Source organism: Sulfoacidibacillus ferrooxidans (genome assembly GCF_022606465.1).
Classification (GTDB): Bacteria; Bacillota; Bacilli; order Alicyclobacillales; family SLC66; genus Sulfoacidibacillus; species Sulfoacidibacillus ferrooxidans.
Map to the genome: position 1 here is coordinate 82971 of NZ_JALBUF010000008.1, position 19272 is coordinate 102242.

The 19272-nt window shown below is 43.4% G+C and carries 18 protein-coding genes and 2 pseudogenes; 7 read left to right on the top strand and 13 right to left on the bottom strand.

What is annotated here, in order from left to right; genetic code table 11:
• The first annotated feature begins 4 nt into the window (after window positions 1–4).
• Both mdh and MM817_RS11975 read left to right on the top strand, forming a co-directional pair.
• On the top strand, window positions 5–928 hold the full coding sequence (gene mdh / locus MM817_RS11970; RefSeq protein ID WP_241715408.1) for a malate dehydrogenase: 924 nt from the start codon (window positions 5–7) through the stop codon (window positions 926–928).
• Window positions 929–1168: 240 nt separating this feature from the next.
• Window positions 1169–2755 (top strand): pyrroloquinoline quinone-dependent dehydrogenase, encoded by a 1587-nt coding sequence (locus MM817_RS11975; protein ID WP_241715409.1) that lies wholly within the window; start codon window positions 1169–1171, stop codon window positions 2753–2755.
• Window positions 2756–2859: 104 nt separating this feature from the next.
• Here the strand turns inward: MM817_RS11975 and MM817_RS11980 are convergent, their stop codons facing one another.
• The 5 genes from MM817_RS11980 to MM817_RS12000 form a co-directional block, all read right to left on the bottom strand.
• The gene (locus MM817_RS11980; protein ID WP_241715411.1) at window positions 2860–5880 is read right to left on the bottom strand and encodes a molybdopterin dinucleotide binding domain-containing protein; all 3021 of its coding nucleotides are present in this window, start codon (window positions 5878–5880) and stop codon (window positions 2860–2862) included.
• Window positions 5881–5893: 13 nt separating this feature from the next.
• The gene (locus tag MM817_RS11985; protein ID WP_241715420.1) at window positions 5894–7447 is read right to left on the bottom strand and encodes a 4Fe-4S dicluster domain-containing protein; all 1554 of its coding nucleotides are present in this window, start codon (window positions 7445–7447) and stop codon (window positions 5894–5896) included.
• Window positions 7448–7693: 246 nt separating this feature from the next.
• Window positions 7694–8575, bottom strand: a complete 882-nt coding sequence (locus MM817_RS11990; RefSeq protein WP_241715421.1) for a LysR family transcriptional regulator — start codon at window positions 8573–8575, stop codon at window positions 7694–7696.
• Window positions 8576–8590: 15 nt separating this feature from the next.
• A complete protein-coding gene (locus MM817_RS11995) occupies window positions 8591–9067 on the bottom strand; it encodes a hypothetical protein (protein ID WP_241715424.1) in 477 nt (158 codons plus the stop codon).
• A 25-nt stretch (window positions 9068–9092) separates the two neighbouring features.
• A complete protein-coding gene (locus MM817_RS12000) occupies window positions 9093–9584 on the bottom strand; it encodes a hypothetical protein (protein WP_241715427.1) in 492 nt (163 codons plus the stop codon).
• Between the two features lie 150 nt (window positions 9585–9734).
• Here MM817_RS12000 and MM817_RS12005 point away from each other — a divergent pair, with 150 nt between their 5' ends.
• A complete protein-coding gene (locus MM817_RS12005; RefSeq protein WP_241715429.1) occupies window positions 9735–10445 on the top strand; it encodes a DUF2103 domain-containing protein in 711 nt (236 codons plus the stop codon).
• A gap of 33 nt (window positions 10446–10478) precedes the next feature.
• Here the strand turns inward: MM817_RS12005 and MM817_RS12010 are convergent.
• Window positions 10479–12635, bottom strand: a pseudogene (locus MM817_RS12010) (thioredoxin domain-containing protein).
• Between the two features lie 243 nt (window positions 12636–12878).
• The gene (locus tag MM817_RS12020) at window positions 12879–13064 is read right to left on the bottom strand and encodes a hypothetical protein (protein ID WP_241715435.1); all 186 of its coding nucleotides are present in this window, start codon (window positions 13062–13064) and stop codon (window positions 12879–12881) included.
• Between the two features lie 367 nt (window positions 13065–13431).
• Here MM817_RS12020 and MM817_RS12025 point away from each other — a divergent pair, with 367 nt between their 5' ends.
• The 3 genes from MM817_RS12025 (at window position 13432) to MM817_RS17415 (ending at window position 14154) form a co-directional block, all read left to right on the top strand.
• Entirely contained in the window at window positions 13432–13605 is a 174-nt protein-coding gene (locus MM817_RS12025; RefSeq protein WP_336605172.1) for a hypothetical protein, read from the top strand.
• Between the two features lie 225 nt (window positions 13606–13830).
• The gene (locus tag MM817_RS12030) at window positions 13831–13974 is read left to right on the top strand and encodes a hypothetical protein (protein ID WP_241715437.1); all 144 of its coding nucleotides are present in this window, start codon (window positions 13831–13833) and stop codon (window positions 13972–13974) included.
• A gap of 9 nt (window positions 13975–13983) precedes the next feature.
• Entirely contained in the window at window positions 13984–14154 is a 171-nt protein-coding gene (locus tag MM817_RS17415) for a cupin domain-containing protein (protein ID WP_419723390.1), read from the top strand.
• 220 nt (window positions 14155–14374) lie between these two features.
• Here MM817_RS17415 and MM817_RS12035 read toward each other — a convergent pair whose 3' ends face one another.
• The 6 genes and pseudogenes from MM817_RS12035 to MM817_RS12060 all read right to left on the bottom strand — a co-directional run bounded on the left by MM817_RS12035 (window position 14375) and on the right by MM817_RS12060 (window position 18530).
• Window positions 14375–14764 (bottom strand): VOC family protein, encoded by a 390-nt coding sequence (locus tag MM817_RS12035; RefSeq protein ID WP_241715447.1) that lies wholly within the window; start codon window positions 14762–14764, stop codon window positions 14375–14377.
• Window positions 14765–14947: 183 nt separating this feature from the next.
• Window positions 14948–15490 (bottom strand): GNAT family N-acetyltransferase, encoded by a 543-nt coding sequence (locus MM817_RS12040; protein ID WP_241715449.1) that lies wholly within the window; start codon window positions 15488–15490, stop codon window positions 14948–14950.
• Between the two features lie 179 nt (window positions 15491–15669).
• Window positions 15670–16449, bottom strand: a pseudogene (locus tag MM817_RS12045) (DUF2268 domain-containing putative Zn-dependent protease).
• A gap of 240 nt (window positions 16450–16689) precedes the next feature.
• Window positions 16690–17043 (bottom strand): PH domain-containing protein, encoded by a 354-nt coding sequence (locus tag MM817_RS12050; protein ID WP_241715450.1) that lies wholly within the window; start codon window positions 17041–17043, stop codon window positions 16690–16692.
• 546 nt (window positions 17044–17589) lie between these two features.
• Window positions 17590–17889, bottom strand: a complete 300-nt coding sequence (locus MM817_RS12055; protein WP_241715453.1) for an Rpn family recombination-promoting nuclease/putative transposase — start codon at window positions 17887–17889, stop codon at window positions 17590–17592.
• 131 nt (window positions 17890–18020) lie between these two features.
• Window positions 18021–18530: a hypothetical protein gene (locus MM817_RS12060; RefSeq protein ID WP_241715455.1), complete on the bottom strand. Its 510-nt coding sequence runs from the start codon at window positions 18528–18530 to the stop codon at window positions 18021–18023.
• Window positions 18531–18856: 326 nt separating this feature from the next.
• Between MM817_RS12060 and MM817_RS12065 the strand changes: the two genes are divergently transcribed.
• The gene (locus tag MM817_RS12065) at window positions 18857–19189 is read left to right on the top strand and encodes a hypothetical protein (protein ID WP_241715457.1); all 333 of its coding nucleotides are present in this window, start codon (window positions 18857–18859) and stop codon (window positions 19187–19189) included.
• The last annotated feature ends 83 nt before the right edge of the window (window positions 19190–19272 follow it).

Here is a 19272-nt window from a genome sequence, read left to right on the forward strand (position 1 = left end):
TTGTATGAAACGCCCAAAAATTACTGTCGTAGGTTCAGGTAATGTTGGAGCCACTGTTGCACATTACTTAGCATTAAAAGAACTTGGCGATATTGTCATTACTGACATTGTCGAAGGCATTCCTCAAGGCAAAGCACTTGATTTACAAGAAGCAGCTCCTGTTGAAGGCTACGATAGCTTAATTACTGGTGCCAATTCGTACGATGAAACAGTACATTCTGATGTCGTTATCATTACTGCAGGAATTGCACGTAAACCTGGTATGAGCCGCGATGATCTTATGGACACTAATGTGAAGGTCGTTCGTGCCGTAGTGAAAGAAATTGCTTCACGTTCACCCGATGCACATCTCGTTCTGGTCACCAATCCATCAGATGTCATGGCACAAGTTGCTTTTAACGAAAGTGGATTTGCTCCAGAAAAAATTATAGGTTTAGGTGGAGTGTTAGATTCCGCACGCTTTCGTACATTCTTAGCACTTGAATTAGGTGTTTCTTTTGAAGACGTGACAGGTTTTGTATTAGGTGGCCATGGTGATGACATGGTTCCACTTACTCGGTATTCGTTTGTCAGCGGTATACCCGTAGAAACACTACTTGATAAAGCTACTCTTGATCGCATTGTACAACGTACACGTCAAGGTGGCGCAGAGATTGTCAACTACTTAAAAACGGGAAGCGCATATTATGCACCTGGCGCTGCCATTGTTCAAATGGTGGAATCCATCATTAAAGATAAACGGCGGATTATGCCATGTTCTGCATACGTAAAAGGTCAGTATGGTGTAAGCGATCTTTTCCTCGGCGTTCCTGTGATGCTTGGCAAAAATGGCGTTGAAAAAATTTATGAAATCGAGCTGACAGTTGATGAAAAAGCAGCATTACACAAATCTGCAGATGCTGTCCGTCACGTTTTAAGCAAAATGTGAGTTATTTCTATAAATAATGCAAAAAACCAACTGCATGATAAGTAGTTGGTTTTTTGCATTTTAATGATATAAATATAAATTACTTCATAGAAACATAGTCATCTAAACAACTGTAACCTTACACCCGTTTATATCGTCAATGCACTAATTAGATTATTTTTAATATGAACGGGAAAAGGTGATCTTGTGATTTCTATCAAAAGAGTACGACTTTTAAAAAAGAGCAGCCCTCTTATCATCATGACAGTTTTCTTGACTAGTTGCGCCGCTTCGCCACCTGTGCACCAAGAAACTTCAGACATTCATCACACATCCACCCATTCATCCATACGTCCAAATTTTGTGTTTTCGAAAAATGCACAAATCGCTACAGACTGGCCTTTATTTGGAAATAATTCATGGCAAGATCGATTTTCACCCATTTCTAAGATCAATCCTCACACGACAACACGTTTAATCAAAGCGTTTGATCTTTCTTTGCCTGCAATGGGTAGCAATGAATCATTTCCACTTGAACAACATGGTCTACTCTATGTCACCACTTGCAATGGTAGTGTCTTTGCTATTCATGCAGGTACTGGGAAAATAAGATGGTCTTATCTATATTCAGCTATTCTTCCATACTGGATGCCACAAATCAATCGAGGGGTCGCGCTAGACAATCATGATGTCTTTGTGCTGACTCCAAATGATCATTTGTTAGCACTCAATAAGAAAACTGGACAACTACGTTATGCGGTTTCTGTAGCAAATAGTACAAAAGGGATATTTGAATCCATGGCGCCACTGTACGCAAACGGTATGATCATCGTTGGTAGTGCAGGTGGAGACGAAGGTGTACGTGGGTTTATTTCTGCATACGAGGCGAGGTCAGGGAAGTTAGCATGGAGATTTTATACAGTTCCTGATCGAGGAGAGGGTTGGTTACAACGTTCAGGACATCACGGTGGAGGCGCTGTATGGACTACACCAACCTATGATAAAACGCTAAACAGCATCTATGTGGATACCGGAAATCCATCACCCGATTACTATGGTATGGATCGTCCTGGGCCAGATCCATATACGGATTCTGTGCTGCGCTTAAATCTTATACATGGCACACTCCAGTTTGCAGAACAAGAAGTCCCCCACGACCTTTGGGATTACGATGTTGCTTCCCCGCCCCTATTATTCTTATTACATGGACAATTAACAGTTGGAGAAGCTGGAAAAGACGGATATTGGTATGAATGGAGTGCTGTCACAGGTCAAGCTGTCATAAAACCTGTTGCTTTCGTACGTCAACAGCATTCTATACCCACAGCACGTGGAGTCACAGAGTGGCCTGGTTCAGACGGTGGTGCGAATTATGGCCCTTCTGCTTACGATCCCATGACCAAAGATGTCTATGTAGCTGGCATTAATGGTCCAGAAGTACTCTATGCAAGACCTACACACCATCATGGATTTGAATTAGATCTTGGGACAGGACAAAATCCCGCTCCTGCTGGTGAATGGACTGGAACGATCACGGCCATTCAAGCAGACTCAGGACATATCTCATGGCAAATCAAAACGGCCACCCCACCCATCGGGGGAGTTACAGTAAACGCAGGTGGACTTGTATGGTTCGGCTTGCAAAATGGCACACTTGAAGCAGTATCCGCAAAGACTGGTAAGCTTACTTGGCATGCACAAACTGGTGCACCGATTGGTTCGGCACCCATCTTATATCACTGGCAGGGTTACAACTATGTCGCTGTGGTAACAGGTGGCGCACAATCTCTATCCAACTTATTTCCCTATCATGGACATAGTCATGTGATTGCTTATCGTTTATCATAATACTTTGTCATAAACGATAAGCAATCACAGCGTATGCATATGGTCAATCAATCATCCTACATTGGATCATCTCTTATGCTAATGATCCACTTAACATGTCGTTCTTATTTTGTGAACTTTGCCGTTTCCTTTTCAAACGGTAACGGTTCGATCATTCCTGGTGTACCTTCGGGAATCACATATGCATCGGGATGAGGCTTCAGTACGCGCAACATCCACAGTGGGCGGAATAATCCACCTGGTCCTGGTGCCGGTCGAGTTAATTCTAACCAGCGCTCAAAGACTTCATAAGATTTTTTAGTATCCATCTCAATCTCACCGTAATGTGAACCATCTGTGATTTTTTCAATGCGAACCCGTTGATGCCAACACATCATGCCACTAATTGGATCAGGCTGAACTGGGAAGATCGAATTTTGATGAACACCACCATCTGACCACCAAATCCGTTCTGAATCTTTATCTGTACTTTTAAAAGGAGCAGGCCCGTGAATCTGCTTCATTTGCCATTTCCCTTTTGTTACCTCTTTTAAAGTAACAAGCGAACTACTCCAACGATCACTACCTGTTGTTTCATTTAGCCGCCAACGGCCCAAATGATGTGAACAAGCGATTACGCCTGGACGAATACCTTCTGTGACCCATACTTTATCCACAATAGATCCGACTTCTGTACTGATCTTGACTTCATCACCAGTGGATACCTGCAATCGTTTAGCGTCGATTGGATGAACCCAGATCGGATTTGCATGAGCAATCTCATGCAACCATTTTGCGCCATTCGTACGGGTATGAATTAACATAGGCAAGCGGAAAGTCGGCAATAAAATATACTCATTATGATCAAAATCAATGGTTTTAAAATGAACTTGACTCACAATGTGTTTCATGGTTTTACGCTCTTGCTCGTTACGAGGATATATCGGGATCGCGTATTCAGGCCAACCCCAATCGCGTAACGTTGTCGAGAAGAATTCTAATTTACCAGATGGCGTTGGCCATCCTTTGACTGCGCGATTATTGACCATGATCCCTGCACGAACTTTACCACTTGCATTTTTAAATGGTCCTGCCACCGGAACGTGATTTGCTGTGTGAGGTGCTTGATCTACCCACACACCCGCTTCATGTGTTGAAACATTTTCTCCATTCTCACCTTCAGGAACAATCGTTGCTTTCGTCAATACCTCAGGATCAACTGGAAGACGATTTTGTGCATACACATCTTTTGTAATTTCAAATGCAGCATATTTTTGCATATATGCAAGCGGAGTTAGTCCTTCTGCTGCAGCTGCTTCTGGCAATCCAGGTACTGAGTTTTCAAAAATCCACTGATAGTATTCGAGAATCGTAATTTTTTCGCCTGGACGATAGGGGGACTCAAAGTGTTTTCGAATACCCATCGATCCATCCGGATCGATGCGCCACGATAACTCAATCCAAAATTCATTTTCTTCCCATACTTCTCCAGGATTTGCATCACGTGTATCTCGAATTGTTTCACCGTGCCGTTCCTTAGATACACGCAATACAGGTTGACGAAATCCAATCCACTGTGATGCCTGTGTTTCATAACTATGAAGATCATGTCGTTCTGGAGCTAATCCCATTGGCAACACATAATCTGAAAACTGTGAGGTCTCAGACCATACCGGTGATAGTGTTACATGACATCCAACTCGATCTGGCTCTTTAAACATTTCAATCCAATTAAATCCGTCTGGAAACGTCCATACAGGATTCATCACACGTGTAAAGTATACTTCAAGCCGCTTATTACGCTTTTTCAAAATGTGAGGAAGACAAAAGCTAAGTTCAAAAAATGAAAGTGGGTATTCCCGCGGCCAGTGATTCTCATTCCAAACTTTAATCGGTGTAGGAGCGGAATTCCTTGCAGGAACAAACTTAACCCATGAGTTAGGCAATGTACTACCAGGTTCACCGACAGCTCCTACTAACACGTTCAAGAAGTTCAAACTTCTTGTGATCATCCAGCCACCCAAATGCCCAGCCGCTGCATTGCGCCAGATATTTGATGAAAATGCTGTTCCAGCGCGAACAATCTCTTCTGTGATTTCACGAAGAAGATCTGCTGAAACGCCACTTTCCTCTTCTGCCCATTCAGGAGTGTAGTCTTTGTATATTTGCTTAATAACTGCAATAAAATCTTCAAAACTTTGGCCTTTTGGAATCTGTGGCAAGAAACCTCGCTCACGTAAACTAGATAGGTATTCTCGATCTTGCATGAGTTCCTTCCAGTTAATCCAGTCATGTAAGAATTCTCGATTATAGCGATCTGTCTGAATGATCTCATTGGCAATAGCCAACAGTAAGGAAGCCTCAGTACCAGGCCATGGTGAAAGCCAATAATCTGCTTTAGACGCAGTATTAGAAAGACGTGTATCGATTACTGCAATTTTTGTACCTTTTTGCTGCGCTTCGATAATACGTTGGGCATTTGGATTAAAATAGTGACCAGACTCCAGATGAGCACTCATCATTAAAATGAATTTAGCATTTGCATAATCTGGCGATGGTCGATCATAGCCCATCCAAAAAGCATAGCCAGCCCTTCCACCAGCTGAACATACATTGGTGTGGGATGATAACCCATCAATTCCCCACGTTTTTAAGACGCGCTCTGTATACTCGTCTTCTCCAGGGCGTCCTACGTGATATACAACTTCATCTTCTTTTCCTGCTAGCAGACTTTTGCGTATGCGTGCGGCAATATCCGTTAACGCTTCGTCCCACGTCGTCTGCTCCCAACCACCATCTCCGCGTTCCCCTACACGTTTTAAAGGGTGTAAGATGCGTTCTGGATTAGTCACTTGATTCAATGTTGCAGGTCCTTTTGCACAGTTGCGACCACGACTTCCCGGATGCAACGGATGTCCTTCAAACTTGCGAATCTCACCACTATCTTTATCAATGTAGGCAAGAAGTCCACAAGCTGCTTCGCAGTTAAAACAAACAGTGGGAACCAACTCATAGCGATGGTATACCTTACGGGGCCAAGCTCTCGAGTCGAGTTCTTTCCAATCATCCCATTTAGCCGGATCAGGATGTGTTAATAAGTTGCCATAACCTTTGATGCTCTCTAACTGTTCTTCACGTGTTGTCATCAGACCATACCCCCTAACTCAGTGGAATCGATTGCCCAGCTTGAACAAAAGCGTGTTCGTAGGCAAGCAATCCTATTAAAGCAAGAATAGAAACGACAGCGGCTGCAGCAATAGCACTACTGAAGATGGCAATCAACAGTGGTATTAGTGCTCCCACGATCAAGCCAGTCCAGTAATAACTGCGATAACGTCCATAGATCATTTGGTGTGCCGCGCGCTTTGCGCCAAGAATAGGATGTGGGATCACAAGTTCACTAATGATTAAAATAAAGTGCATGGCAAGAGCAACAAGTAATGTGATGTGAACGATCAACGCTGCAACAGGAGATAATGGTAATACAAGTCCGAGCAACGAGTAAACAGCTGCACCTGCCAATGTTGCTTGTGAGAAGAGGTGAAGTGGTAACGATGGATTTTGCCACAAATCGCGACCTTTTGCTTGAGCAAAGAGAAATGCCGTATACATAGCCGTCATACCACCAAAGATCAGTCCGAGTACTGCCAATGTGTACCCACCAGACATACCGGCAATACCTAAAACGAACTGCGCAAGAAGAACAAGACTATATATGGCGATAATAAAGGAACCCCGTACTAGCCATGATTTCCACTGTGGTCTAGTAAAGATGCGAATGAATCGAGAAGGATGCTCTAGATCGACAATAAGTAAAATACCTGTAATTCCTAAGAAAACTCCACCGATTACTGCACTAGAAATATTCCACAATGGACTAAGCGTTTGACCTGCGAATGTTAAAATAGCAAATAAAATAAATACACCTGCAGAAAGTGATTTTGTCCACGTATAAAGTGAAACTTCCCAGTGCCATGGCGAGTTATGAGGTACGTCATAAGCTAAACGGGCTTCTGCTACTTTATGTTTTTTGTGTTCGTGTTTCTCGGCCATCACTGGATAGCCTTCTTTTTGCATGGAGTACATATTTTGACCTTGATATGTTGCTTTAGCAGGATTGAGCGTGTAATCACTTGCACCAATGTAATATACTTTTGGCTCTGTTCCTTTTTCTGGTTTGCGCACATCTGCTTTTTTCCTTGAAATCAGTTGAAAGACTTCACTGTTGGTATCGTTTAGGTTACCTACAACAATGGCTTCTACTGGGCAAACCACGACGCATGCAGGTTCTAAACCTTGATCGATGCGATGTGCGCAAAAATTACACTTCTCTGCGCTGTGAGAATCAGGACTAATTTGAATCGCATCATATGGACATGCAGCAATACACGCCTTACATCCGATACATACATCGCGATCAAAATCCACAATACCATCTGGTCGCTTAAACATGGCGGTGACAGGACAAATTGGAACACAAGGCGCTTCATCACATTGATTGCAGCGTGTAATTTGAAATTGTCTGCTCACTTGTGGATATACTCCAACTTCGACTTGCTTTACATAGGTTCTATTAATGGCAAGCGGAACTAAATGTTCTGACTTGCAAGCAACTGAACAAGCGTGACAACCAATACAAGTTTCTTGGTTGATGACTTTACCCCAGCGAACCGGAGCTGTTTCGACATTTGGTAATACTTCTAGTTCAATCATATTCGGACCTCCTTACGCTACTGTGATGTACATAGCGTAACACTAGGTTCCAATGATAGGGTAATGCAAAAGTTGCATGGGGGTATTCAGAAATGAAAGCGGAGCCAAATCCACTATAGTCGAGTATAAGTATCTATAAACACTTGTGAGTAGTGACAAGTACATGGCTACAATCAAGTGCTATAAACATCATTCGAAAAGGTGATATGACCCCAATTAGAGGAATGAGGATATATTCAAAATGTATTAGAACGTCTTTAACGCAACTCGAAAGCGTTCAACAGTAGCTTTTTGAAATCGTTCTCGTCGCTCTACAATGTACAATTGACGAGTGATCTCAAACCCTTGAATTGGGACCTCAACGAGAGTCTTCAATTCACATTCTCTTTGAATGGTTAAACGAGACAAAAAGGATACGCCAAAACCTACTTCAATAGCTGATTTTATTGCTTGTGTACTTCCTAATTCCATCGTGCGGTCAAGCACTGAGAGAATACCTATTCGCTCAAATGCCTGTTCCGTCACCTGACGTGTCCCAGATCCTTCTTCACGCCATAAGAGCACTTGTGATGTGAGTGCCTGCAAAGGAATGGGCGTCATTTTTGCAAATGCATGTTGTGGATTACACACAAGAACGAGCTCATCCGTTTTCCATGGTACTACTTCGATGTCTTCAGATGGAAGAACGCCTTCGACTAAACCAACATCGATGCGATGCTGCATCAAATCACGAATGACCTGTCGTGTATTGGATACACGCATCTTAATATCGACATGTGGCTCCATTTTCAAAAATTCTCCCAAGATAACTGGTAACATATATTCTCCGATGGACATCGTTGCACCTACGGATAAGGTTCCACCAGAACTACGTAAGGCCGTCAATTCTTCCTTTGCACGACTATGACAAGCAAGTAAGTCCAGTGTATAAGGATATAATGCTTTCCCAAAAGAAGTTAATGTCAGGCCTGTCGTACCTCGTTCGAGCAAAAGTCCACCATACTCATCCTCAAGTGCTTGCAAATGACGACTTGCTGTTGATTGGGTCATATGAAGAACATGTGCAGCTTTCGTAATACTGCCATACTGAACAGTCGCCCGAAATACCTCATGACTTTCCAGATGCAACCTGCACCGCTCCTTTTACATAGCAACTTCACGAAGTAGACTCGATAATTTCTCAACGATCTGCCCATGGATTTCGTCATGATCGCTGTCAAGCGTTTGTTTTGCTTGTAAAATAAATGCAGTCAGTTTTTCCATTAACGTTTCCCCTTCTTCTTTTGGAAAAAGAAGCATGACTTCGTGATTTTTGTCTACTGGCGATTCTCCGTACCGAACTTTAATCACTTCTGGTTGCCAATTAAATAATGTTTGCCATGTGTCTACCTGATGCTCAGGGCTCGTTGGCAACTGTTCAGGAAAATACAATTCAACAGCTTGATCACCAATAAATAAATACAAAATTAAGCAGGGTTGATCATCTAGATGCCCAAGTCCCCAAGCGATATCAGAGATAAATTGAATAGGTCGCGGAAAGACGATGGCAAGTTCCGCGTTCTCGTCCCACAGTGTAATAGCACCATCTGATTGCCCTAGTGCGAGCGGAATAATTTGCATATAACAGCCCTCTTTCAAGCTTGACTTATTGTAATTGATACCGTTCTATGCGATGAATACCATTTTCCGTTTGTAGTTCTGCCGTATAAAAAAACGTGTAAATCATTTGTTCCCCTGATTCATCTTGAAACCATAGATCGAGCCCTAACAGTTCATCTAGTTTAGGTTGATATCCCTGAATGTGATCTTGATCAGCAGAATCAGGTAAAAAGTAAGCTCGTGCTAAACGAAGCGATGGTCGAGGTAATTCATAATAATATTCCTCTGTTTCCCCTGGCGAAGAAACAAACATGCCTCGTGTATACAGGTGAATTTCGATCGGTGTTGTAGAGATTTGACCAACATTCACATCCGTTTGCAACAAGTATCCATTAAATCTGCGCGCGACTACGTCTCGTTGCATAAAAAAAGCCAGCCATTCTCCATACCCCATATCAGTGGTAAGATCAAACTCCATATAGGCAGCGTTTGGATCAACAATTTTTTCTGTGCTTGTCGATCGTGGTTCAAAACGCACAACGACATCTCCTTCCTTTTTTCCATCTGACGCTAGTATAACAAATCCATTACATAAAAGTGACGAGCCTTTTCATTTTCGATCCATTTCTCATCTGCTCATTGTCAAGCTATAATAGTGTATATGAATGCACTATAGGAGGCTAACATCATGGGAGATATGCGCCATCGCGATGGGAAATTAAAGATCATGCATACCATTATAGGTGATTTTGCACATACGCTGCGAAAAATTGCAACACTTGACGAGGTTGAATCCATCTTAACAGGCACCATATCCCCTTCTAAAAGTTATAGTGAATCAATGACATTTCAATATTTTACAGATAACGGTATAAAAATACTAGCTAAAACAACGACTGCTGTACAAGAAATTTTTATTGTCACAGCTAGCCCAGATCTGTTACTTGATGAGCTCTATAAATCCGGCTTTATTGAACAAGAACGTACAGATGTACACCACAATCATCCGCGCAAAAAAAAGCGTCAAGTGACAACTACGAGCCATATGCGTGATGGAGGAAACGAGATCGGTGAGATTGCTGCGCAAACTCGGCATCATTCAAAGAAAAATAATAAAGACAGTGGTCCCTTACCCAATGCAGATCCACTCACTTTGCGTAATATGCTACATCCAGATACACTCTCAGCACTAATGAAATTAAAAGAAAACGTATCTCCCCAATCGATAACAGCACAAGACAATAAGACTATTTCTAAAAAAACACAACCAAAAGCGCAAAAGCAACAAGCAATAGATCCAGATGAGGATTTTGCGTCACTATTTGCGCCCAAAGACGATGAAGAATCATTTGAAGAAATGTTCAATAAATCAAAACTTGATTCTAAGTTTTTTAAGTAAGTCGGTCAACATTTTTCATTAACTCGTTTGTTTTTAAATATGTCGGTTAGTTATCCATGCCAAAAATTCCTGTTCATCAACCATAGGCTGTTGACACGCAAACGATTCACAAAAATAAGCAGTCGTTCGGTTGTCCTTGGGTGTTTGATCAGCCGTATAGGGACACGCTTCTGCTACAAGGTCCCTATTTTTTTCAGTCCGTAAAATAGTTACACTTTGTGGAAGATAGACTTTGTCAACAAGGCTCAAAAAGGGTTTTGCTTCTTCATAAGAGCTAGCAGCGATTACAATTTCTTGTGTAGGATATACATGTAACTGCAACCCCATTAAAAATTGTGCATATCCACTAGGGTATTCTTGCACTTGTTTGTAAAATGCATGAATCTGCGTCTTTGCAAGTTCAGTCCATTCTTCATTTCCTGTCATTAAAGAAAGCTTCTCTAACACGTAGTAAGCCATGGAATTGCCTGATGGAAGAGCCCCATCATAGATCTCTTTCGGGCGTGTGAGTAGCACTTCACCATCACTGCCATAGAAGAAAAATCCGCCATGCTCCTCATCATAAAAAAGTCGCTTAGCTTCCCTCATCCAGTGCATCGCCTGTTGCGCATGGCTAAAGTCGTGCGTTGTATCGTGTAACTCTAACTCAGAAGCCGCAAGAAATACATAATCGTCAAGATAGGCGAGATGCTTTGCTTCCCCATCTCTATATCGAGCTAACAGCCGCCCATCCTCACGCACAAGTTTTGCGTAAATAAAATGGAGCGCATCCATTGCGAGCTGCAGCCAATGATCTTCACCTAAAATACGCGCTCCCTTAGCCAGTGCACCGATCATCAGGGCATTCCAAGATGTTAAAATTTTATCGTCTTTATGCGGATGCACACGTTGGTTGCGATAAGCAAATACTTTTTCTCGTTCCATCTCCATCTGCGAATAAGAGGTTTCCCCTGCACCTTTTCCTTCAGGAGTGAGCATCCACTCGCTGCGCTCTGTATGTAACAGATTAGGGATACTACCCTCTTCAAAATTGCCCTGCATCGTGATATTGAAATGCGAACAAAACTTATCAGCTTGACTCCTATTACCTATAATCCCTTCAATCTCACTTGGAGAAAATACATAAAACTTACCTTCCACTCCCTCAGAGTCCGCATCTTGCGCAGAATAAAATCCACCCTCGTCACTAGTCATCTCTCGTTCTATATACTCAAATAATTGACGGCACACCTGTCTAAATAACGGCTCACCCGTTATTTGATACGCTTCTAGGTAAGCATGAGCAAGCATGGCATTGTCATAAAGCATTTTCTCGAAATGTGGAACAAGCCACTGATCGTCTGTCGAATATCGTGCAAAACCAAAGCCAATATGGTCCCATATTCCACCTGCGTACATTGACTTAAGCGTCGTTGTCACCATATGGAGTGCCTTAGACTCTTGCGTGAGTTCATAGTGACGCAAGAGAAAAAGTAAATTATGTGGTGATGGAAACTTTGGCGCTTGCCCAAATCCACCAAACCGTTCATCAAATTTTTGCTTATAATCTTCATACGCCTTTTCGAGAACGCCTTTTTCCGGATCTACATGCGAATGTTGTGATTGTACGCGATTGAGATCGCTCTCGATATTTGCTGCAATTTCTTTTGCTTTTGATCGTTCATGATTCCAAATTTCAGAGATTCGAGGCAGTAAATCCAGTAGACCAGCACGTCCATATTTACGATCCTTCGGAAAATACGTGCCTGCAAAAAAAGGACCTTTTTCAGGTGTCATCACAATAGTCAGTGGCCATCCACCCTGCCCTGTCATCGCTTGACATACTCCCATATAAATCTGATCAATATCAGGTCGTTCTTCTCGATCCACCTTGATGGATACAAACTGCTCATTTAAAATCTTAGCTACCTTTTCATCTTCAAACGATTCGTGCTCCATGACATGACACCAGTGACAGGTCGATAAGCTACTCCACTTTCAGCGTATACAGCTACTCGTAGCCCCGCAGGGCTACGAGTAGCCGATGGAGAGAAAGACTGCCTTCGATTCACGGGCAGCCTTTTGGAACGCCTCTGGCCCCCATGGGTACCAGTCGACAGGATTGTGCGCGTGTTGGAGCAGGTATGGGGATTTCTCGTGGATGAGGCGGTTGGTGTGTTTGTGGCTCTGCGAATCATTTGACATGCTCATTGTCCTCCCTAAAATTCATTCTCACATGCTCAGTTTGCCCGAGTGTATCGCGATGCACTCTGTCGAGACAGCAAACGGAACGCTCTACGGATGATTCTACCACCTTACTTCGATGCGTGCATGTCAGCAGTGCGTTGACGTGTTCCTCGCTTGTTGGCACCCTATCGTCCCCATGATGGCACCACGCCACTCCTAGTGCGTATACCCTTTATGACTGCTCCCGCACTTAGGTCGTAGTCCACCTTACCCCGTCACATCAAATGCAAGAGGTGTCCCCATGCCCTCACCAACAGACGCGTCGTTCGTCGAGCCTGTCAACTTGCCAGCCTCCCTAGTCAACCCTGACCCAGCTAACTCCAGACTGCTGAGGGGTGGCTTTACGTTGCTAGTCTGATTGACTTGTCCAGCCGTAAAATCGTAGGCTGACATGCAGATTCGCGAATGACGAAGGAACTGTGCATCGCTGCGCTTAAGCTGGCTTATGATATGAGCGGCAGGGACCGACGGAGCCCGTGTTGCATCATTCTGACCGCGGGAGCCAATACGCCTCTCACGACTACCAGGATCAACTACGAGAGTGTGAGATGACAGGTAGTTTGAGTTGCAAGGAGAATTGTTTTGATAATCCCTGTATCCAATCGTTTCTTAGCGTTCTCAAGCGTGAACTTGTCTATCAGGAAAAGTTCACAACGAGGTAGCAAGCATAGAAGCGAATGGTAGTGGTCATAGTATATATTGTTAACAATTAAATTGTCTGAGTTAGGGTAACTGTAACACTTGTGAGGGGGGCAACATCATGACAGCAACTATTGAGCGGCAGGGCATCGCCACAATCGAGGGGAATGATATCACGCTTGTCGGCCCGGAACTGCATGTAGGCGATCCTGCACCAGCGTTTACGGTGAACAAGGATTTGATAACTGAGGACACCTTGGCGGATTATCATGGCAAGATTATGACGATGCATTGACCGCACTACGAGCATTATCGATATGACTTTCAGGATGATTTAAAGAGGTAACAGTGTTCATAACGCTATTTTCACACGTGATTACCCCCTTTGAACTGCGTGGGGAACGCACGCTGCTATCCAGGCAGCCAATTAGTTGTATGTAAAGATGGACCGGGGCATTCTATGCAACCCACGCGAAAGAATTCAACGCCGCGTTAATACAGTTTATGAAAAGTTGATACGATGTTTGTTCCAGAGACAGAGGGATTAGAGATTTTGTTTAGCGCTCGAGTACATGGCAAACATCTGGCGACAAACGGTTCTCTCACGATGATTGAAATCACCTACGAGGAACACGGTATCGCGGAGATGCACGTTCATCCTTAGAACGAGTCCATCACCTATGAGCAGGAGGGCCAACTCGAAGTACAAGTGGGCGACGAGACGCGCGTTCTAAACGCTGGAGACAGCTTCTATGTGCCTAAAGGGGTTCCCCACCGAGCGTACGCGCTGACAAAGGTAATCACGGTCGATGTGTTCACGCCAGTTCGCACCGATTTGCCATAGAAAACTGCCAGCCACTAAATTGGGCTTTCATCACTTGTGCGGACTTTTCAACGGAGCATCGCTGCATATGAAAGTCAGGAACTCGAATCGCTGCGTGATGAGATAAGCGGCTGAAGGATCTATTATCAGTTACGTGTCAAACGCATACTCCACTCAGCGTATACAGCTGTTTCGCGCCTTGATGCGACAGAAGGTGGGCATTTTTCGAGTGAGAGTCTACTTAATCCGCGAATATTTCGTGGATGTTCCCTTCAGGGTCAGCGAAAAACGCAGTTGTTTGTCCCCATGGCATTGTCGCTGGCTCTTTGATTGGTATCGCGCCCTTCGATACTAGTTCATGGTAAGTGCTTTTCACGTCTTCTGCTGAAGCACATGGGAACGCTAGTTCAAACGCCTGTCCTTTGTGCTCTTCTGCAAAAGATTCGTGATTGTCCGTAATATCTGCCATAATGTGACGTGTACAGATGGCAAACCGAACACCCTCGTTGACAAGCTCTATGTAGCCATCCGTTTCGCTTTTAATAGTGAATCCCAAAACTTCGGTGTAGAAATTTTTCATTTTTGAAATTTTATTCGTCAGTACCGTAATTAATGCGATCTTAGCTCTCATTCCGTCACTCTCCCATTTGTATCATCTCGTGATGATGCAAGGATTTCAACGCATCCATCGTCCAAATGCTTTTCCAAACCTGCGCACTGTTTTCATCAGCGGACCAGTTCAGCACAAAATTACCTGTGTCTGCTTGGGTTCGTTTTGCATGCAACTCATGAATTGTCGTGCCCGTTTGTTCAATTACCGTTTCCATTTCGATTGCAGAGTGGCATACAAAATATGGTCAACAAAATGATCATACAGCCATTCATTCTGATGCAAACATCCTTCCTCTTCAAAACCTAATCGCTCAGGTATAGCTCTACTCTTTTGGTTTTCTACAGCCGCTGAAATCTCTACTCTATTGAGTTTGTATTCCGTAATAGCAATATCCACAAGTGCCTGAGTCGCCTGAGTCATGATGCCATGCCCTTGGAAATCCTCTGCAAGCCAATAGCCAATGCTCGTCTTACGATTAGCCCAATCCATTGCATGATAGCCAATACAACCAACTAACTGATTGCAAAACCATATACCCGCCTGGAACCCATTGTTAGAAGCGTATTGATTCATGGTCATCTCAATAAATGATTTCGAGTCATCTACAGATTTTGTTCCATCAACCCAAGGTAGCCATTCTCTCAAATAATTTCTGGAACCATCTGTTATAGCAAACAAGTCAGTTGCATCATTTAGTTCCAATAGTTTGAGATAGATGTCACCGCTTATTTGATGAGAAAACATAAATACCCCTCCTAACCTATTCCCGATATAATACCAGATTACATGTCGGTATCATCGCATGCCTATCGGTTTTCCCGTTACTATGGGCAAACAACACCATACCTTCATATATTCATCCTAGCACATGCTTGTTCAAATTGTGCGCCTGTTACTGAAATACCATGTCATTCACGAATTGACTAACATGGAATGAATTCTTCGCTATTTCGTACCGTCAGATCAATGACTGATTCCAAGGGATGTAATTGACGATACCATTTGACCAAGTAGTACCCCAAAGCATACCCAGCCCAAAGCGGCACATTTGTATTCTATCCTCCAAACACGAAAGAGTTTGTTTCCTCTCCAGTATCGGATGAGTGAACAGAGTACACGGTGTCCCACAATCTCTTGGCCTCATCTTCAGACAGAGCATCCACCCATGGTCCACGAAAATCCACACCGAGGACTTCAGCAACAAAGTGTTCCGCCAAACCTTCCCGAACAATTTTCTCCAAAAGCGTAACATCGGCATGCCCATTATTTAAGGCTGTTATCCGATAATGATGGTTGTATTCATGAACGACCGTTGATTCTAAGGCATGTTCCGTTTCGCGTGCTGGATACACCACTAGATGAATGGTATCCCCTTCCCAATTTGTCCAAGCCGAAACCCCACCAAGTCGCTCCCTTCCGAACTTGTCGTGCTTATCCATTGGATACAATTCCACCAACACTTTTTTCCCCGAGGGATATTGGTTGCTTAAATCAATGAGCGTTTTCTGGATAAATGGTTCCACATTGTGAAAATCCATTTGTTTCAGTGTAGAACGGAACACATCGAGGGGGGAATCCAGCGGAATCATGCCATGGAATATTAGATAATTCACATCCTCGTCAGTTAAGTTGAAAAGTGACATGAACAAGTGCCTTCGCTCACTTGCGGATTCCATTTCACACGCTTCAATGAATTCCTTCATCTGATGTAGTCTAGGAATAAATTCTATCGGTTTCAAATTCGTGTTACCCCCTTTCTGATCACTACTGCTTTTTGAAGGTTTCTGCCCCTAAGCGACGTAAACAGAGTATCTGGTGTCTGCATGAATATGGAATAAAACAATCCCATCTGCTGCTCAGTACATGTTCTCTGTTAAGTGTAGAAAGGGCTGATCGCCCAGGTATCCCCAAATCCATGTCGGACATCCATCCTATGTCAAACGTCACTCAAACTCAAATCCTAAACCAGCGGCTACTTGCTCCGGATCATCAACTCCGACGATAAGTGCGTCATAAGATGTGCCGTTCAACTTAAGCTTCAAGCCCCGTTTATTATGATGATGAATCATCACAAAAGTGGTGCCCTCTTTTGAGAGAAACGTTCCCATCGCAAATACGCCAGGAAGTTGGCTACCCGGCATTTTTAACCCATGCACTGCATGAATTACATCATCAAGTGCAGTGACAGACTGGATGGCGGAAACTGGTACTTCTATATCCCCGTGAACGCCCTCCAATTTTTCTATCGTAGACAATCGTAAAACGATGGTGTCTCCTTCTCGAACGAGTTCAGCCATTACATACAGTCCCTTCATGCAATTCTTTGGTTCCAGAATGATCATCCTTCTTGAGAGGCGTAGAACGCAGCATCTGTTGAAATTCCGCGCCGCTATTTGATACTGCTACCCTGATGTGCCATAACGCATCTGAACCAGCATTGTCTATTTATAAATTTTAAGGCAGTGTCCTACTCAAACATCTGTCCCCGAAACTGAAATAAGAAGCAAACTCTCATTACAGCATATCTGTGCGAAACGAATGCTTAAGTCGCCGATTTACATGCCATTTGATCACAGTTAGCGATATCAGATTATCGATGCGACAGTTTCTTCTCTTCCTCATACAAGCGCTCGATAACAAACTGTTTCAACAAAGTTTGATATTTCTTGTGTTTCTTCTCAGCTAGCTCTTGTAGTCGTTCAAGGGTGTCAATGTCCATACGAATTGTTATTGTCTTTGCATCGGTTCTTTTGGGTGGCATTTCTGAATCTTCAAGCGGACGTGCATACAATAGGAAATCTTCAGCTAGCTCATGTGATTTCCAATACTCCGCTGATTCTTAATCAGTCATACAAGGTGCGTTTCGCCAGACCGTAATCATGCGCTACTTGCATTTCCATGTTGATTCGCTCCTTTTGGTCCGTTTCTACGAACACATCCATGCGAGAGAGCTTATCCTCTTGGTATTCAGGAGACTGCTCTGTGTTGCCAAATTGCACAGAGATGATCGGTGAAGTTAGGCTGTTTGTAAGCAATGCATTGAGAAAGGAGATCAATAAGTCCTTATTTCTCGCTTGTCCAAACCATTGCTTAAATGCGTAGTCAACCATGAGATCAATGGGTTCATTGTGATCGATAGGCAATGGTTTATCTCCCTCTTATGTTGAGTATAAGCAGCAAAAGCCCCCTTGAAAAGAGGGCTTTTGCTGCTTACAACGATACTTCCAAGACGTGATCCATCGCCGCCTCAGACCACACAAAACCTTTGTGCGCGTCATAAAAGGTTCGGTGATGCAACAACGTGCCGTCGGCCAACAACGTGTGCACAACCATGAGTACACTGGTTGCCGCCATGAGGGAGGTTCGTCATGAGACGTTGCGCCTGTGATACTACGACTTCTCCACAATGCTGCTCACAAGGTACGAAGGAAGATAGGGGATGTAGAAAAAGCTGTACAGGATCCACTGGAAAAGTGGTTATTCCTCTAGGTAAGTTCTCCCCTTCCTCTGCTTCGAGCAGATTAGAGAAGACTTCACCTGGAAAAGGCATCACGTCCTGTCCGTTTTTTCTCACTCCAACGACCATTTGCCAAACCCAGCCGGTCGCTTTGATCTTCGCCAGCTGATACCGGTTGATATGCTCAGGATCATCTGTGACCGTCACGCCACCGTTGCCACTGTCGATGTATACCCCATCACGAAATGTGTGCACTTGTTCGTGCAAGAGTTTTCGCGTGATGGCATGGTCGACACATCCAATAACAACGGGTGTGATGGGTTCCACTCGACCATGAGGTCTTTCTGGTATGTGTACACTCGCGATCATAACAATCGTATGGTCGTTAATACCTACTGAGATCTAAAGATTCCGACAGGCGGTTTTGTTGTCAATGATTTGTTTCGATCGATGGATCAGTATTTTGATGTAACCATTTTGCGCATGGTGTCGTCAAAGGAAAAAGAGGTTTGTGATTGTACAACCTAAGGGATAAGGCACTCAATAACATGTTAAAATTCTACTGTACGGTTTTGATCTGATGATAAAAATATACGTGGAATATAGATTTAAAATGGCTCATCGTCGGAATAAAAAGTAAGGATGTGTTCGTCTTGAAAAGGATTCCCGTGTTTGCGGCCAGTGGATGTATTTTACTTGCTCTATCTGGTTGTGGCTTAAACAATGCTTTATCCAACACAACAGGCGCACAGTCGACAAATCAAGTTAAAACTACGGTGTCGAAGAAAACTCCCGTTCATCAAACCAAATATCAACCCGTACCGATTCCCAAACTGCCGATCACTCCGTATAGGACCAACATTCCTGTAGTTTTATTGCCAGAACTGGTAATAACGAATACATCCATAGATCCCCATCCACCCAAAACCGTAATGGTAAATTTGCTGTTAGGCTATAGGGGTGGACACAACGAATCGAGAGTGTGAAAATAAGTAAATCGATTCGAGGTGTTCATGGTGACAAAGACAAATAGATACAGCACGGAATTTAAATTGAATACGGTGAAAAT

Excerpts from the sequence above, each read along its gene's own strand:
- mdh (WP_241715408.1), top strand. The coding sequence starts at position 5 with ATGAAACGCCCAAAAATTACTGTCGTAGGTTCAGGTAATGTTGGAGCC.
- MM817_RS11975 (WP_241715409.1), top strand. The coding sequence starts at position 1,169 with ATGACAGTTTTCTTGACTAGTTGCGCCGCTTCGCCACCTGTGCACCAA.
- MM817_RS11980 (WP_241715411.1), bottom strand. The coding sequence starts at position 5,880 with ATGACAACACGTGAAGAACAGTTAGAGAGCATCAAAGGTTATGGCAAC.
- MM817_RS11985 (WP_241715420.1), bottom strand. The coding sequence starts at position 7,447 with ATGATTGAACTAGAAGTATTACCAAATGTCGAAACAGCTCCGGTTCGC.
- MM817_RS11995 (WP_241715424.1), bottom strand. The coding sequence starts at position 9,067 with ATGCAAATTATTCCGCTCGCACTAGGGCAATCAGATGGTGCTATTACA.
- MM817_RS12005 (WP_241715429.1), top strand. The coding sequence starts at position 9,735 with ATGGGAGATATGCGCCATCGCGATGGGAAATTAAAGATCATGCATACC.
- MM817_RS12020 (WP_241715435.1), bottom strand. The coding sequence starts at position 13,064 with ATGTCAGCCTACGATTTTACGGCTGGACAAGTCAATCAGACTAGCAAC.
- MM817_RS12025 (WP_336605172.1), top strand. The coding sequence starts at position 13,432 with ATGACAGCAACTATTGAGCGGCAGGGCATCGCCACAATCGAGGGGAAT.
- MM817_RS12030 (WP_241715437.1), top strand. The coding sequence starts at position 13,831 with ATGTTTGTTCCAGAGACAGAGGGATTAGAGATTTTGTTTAGCGCTCGA.
- MM817_RS12035 (WP_241715447.1), bottom strand. The coding sequence starts at position 14,764 with ATGAGAGCTAAGATCGCATTAATTACGGTACTGACGAATAAAATTTCA.
- MM817_RS12040 (WP_241715449.1), bottom strand. The coding sequence starts at position 15,490 with ATGTTTTCTCATCAAATAAGCGGTGACATCTATCTCAAACTATTGGAA.
- MM817_RS12050 (WP_241715450.1), bottom strand. The coding sequence starts at position 17,043 with ATGGCTGAACTCGTTCGAGAAGGAGACACCATCGTTTTACGATTGTCT.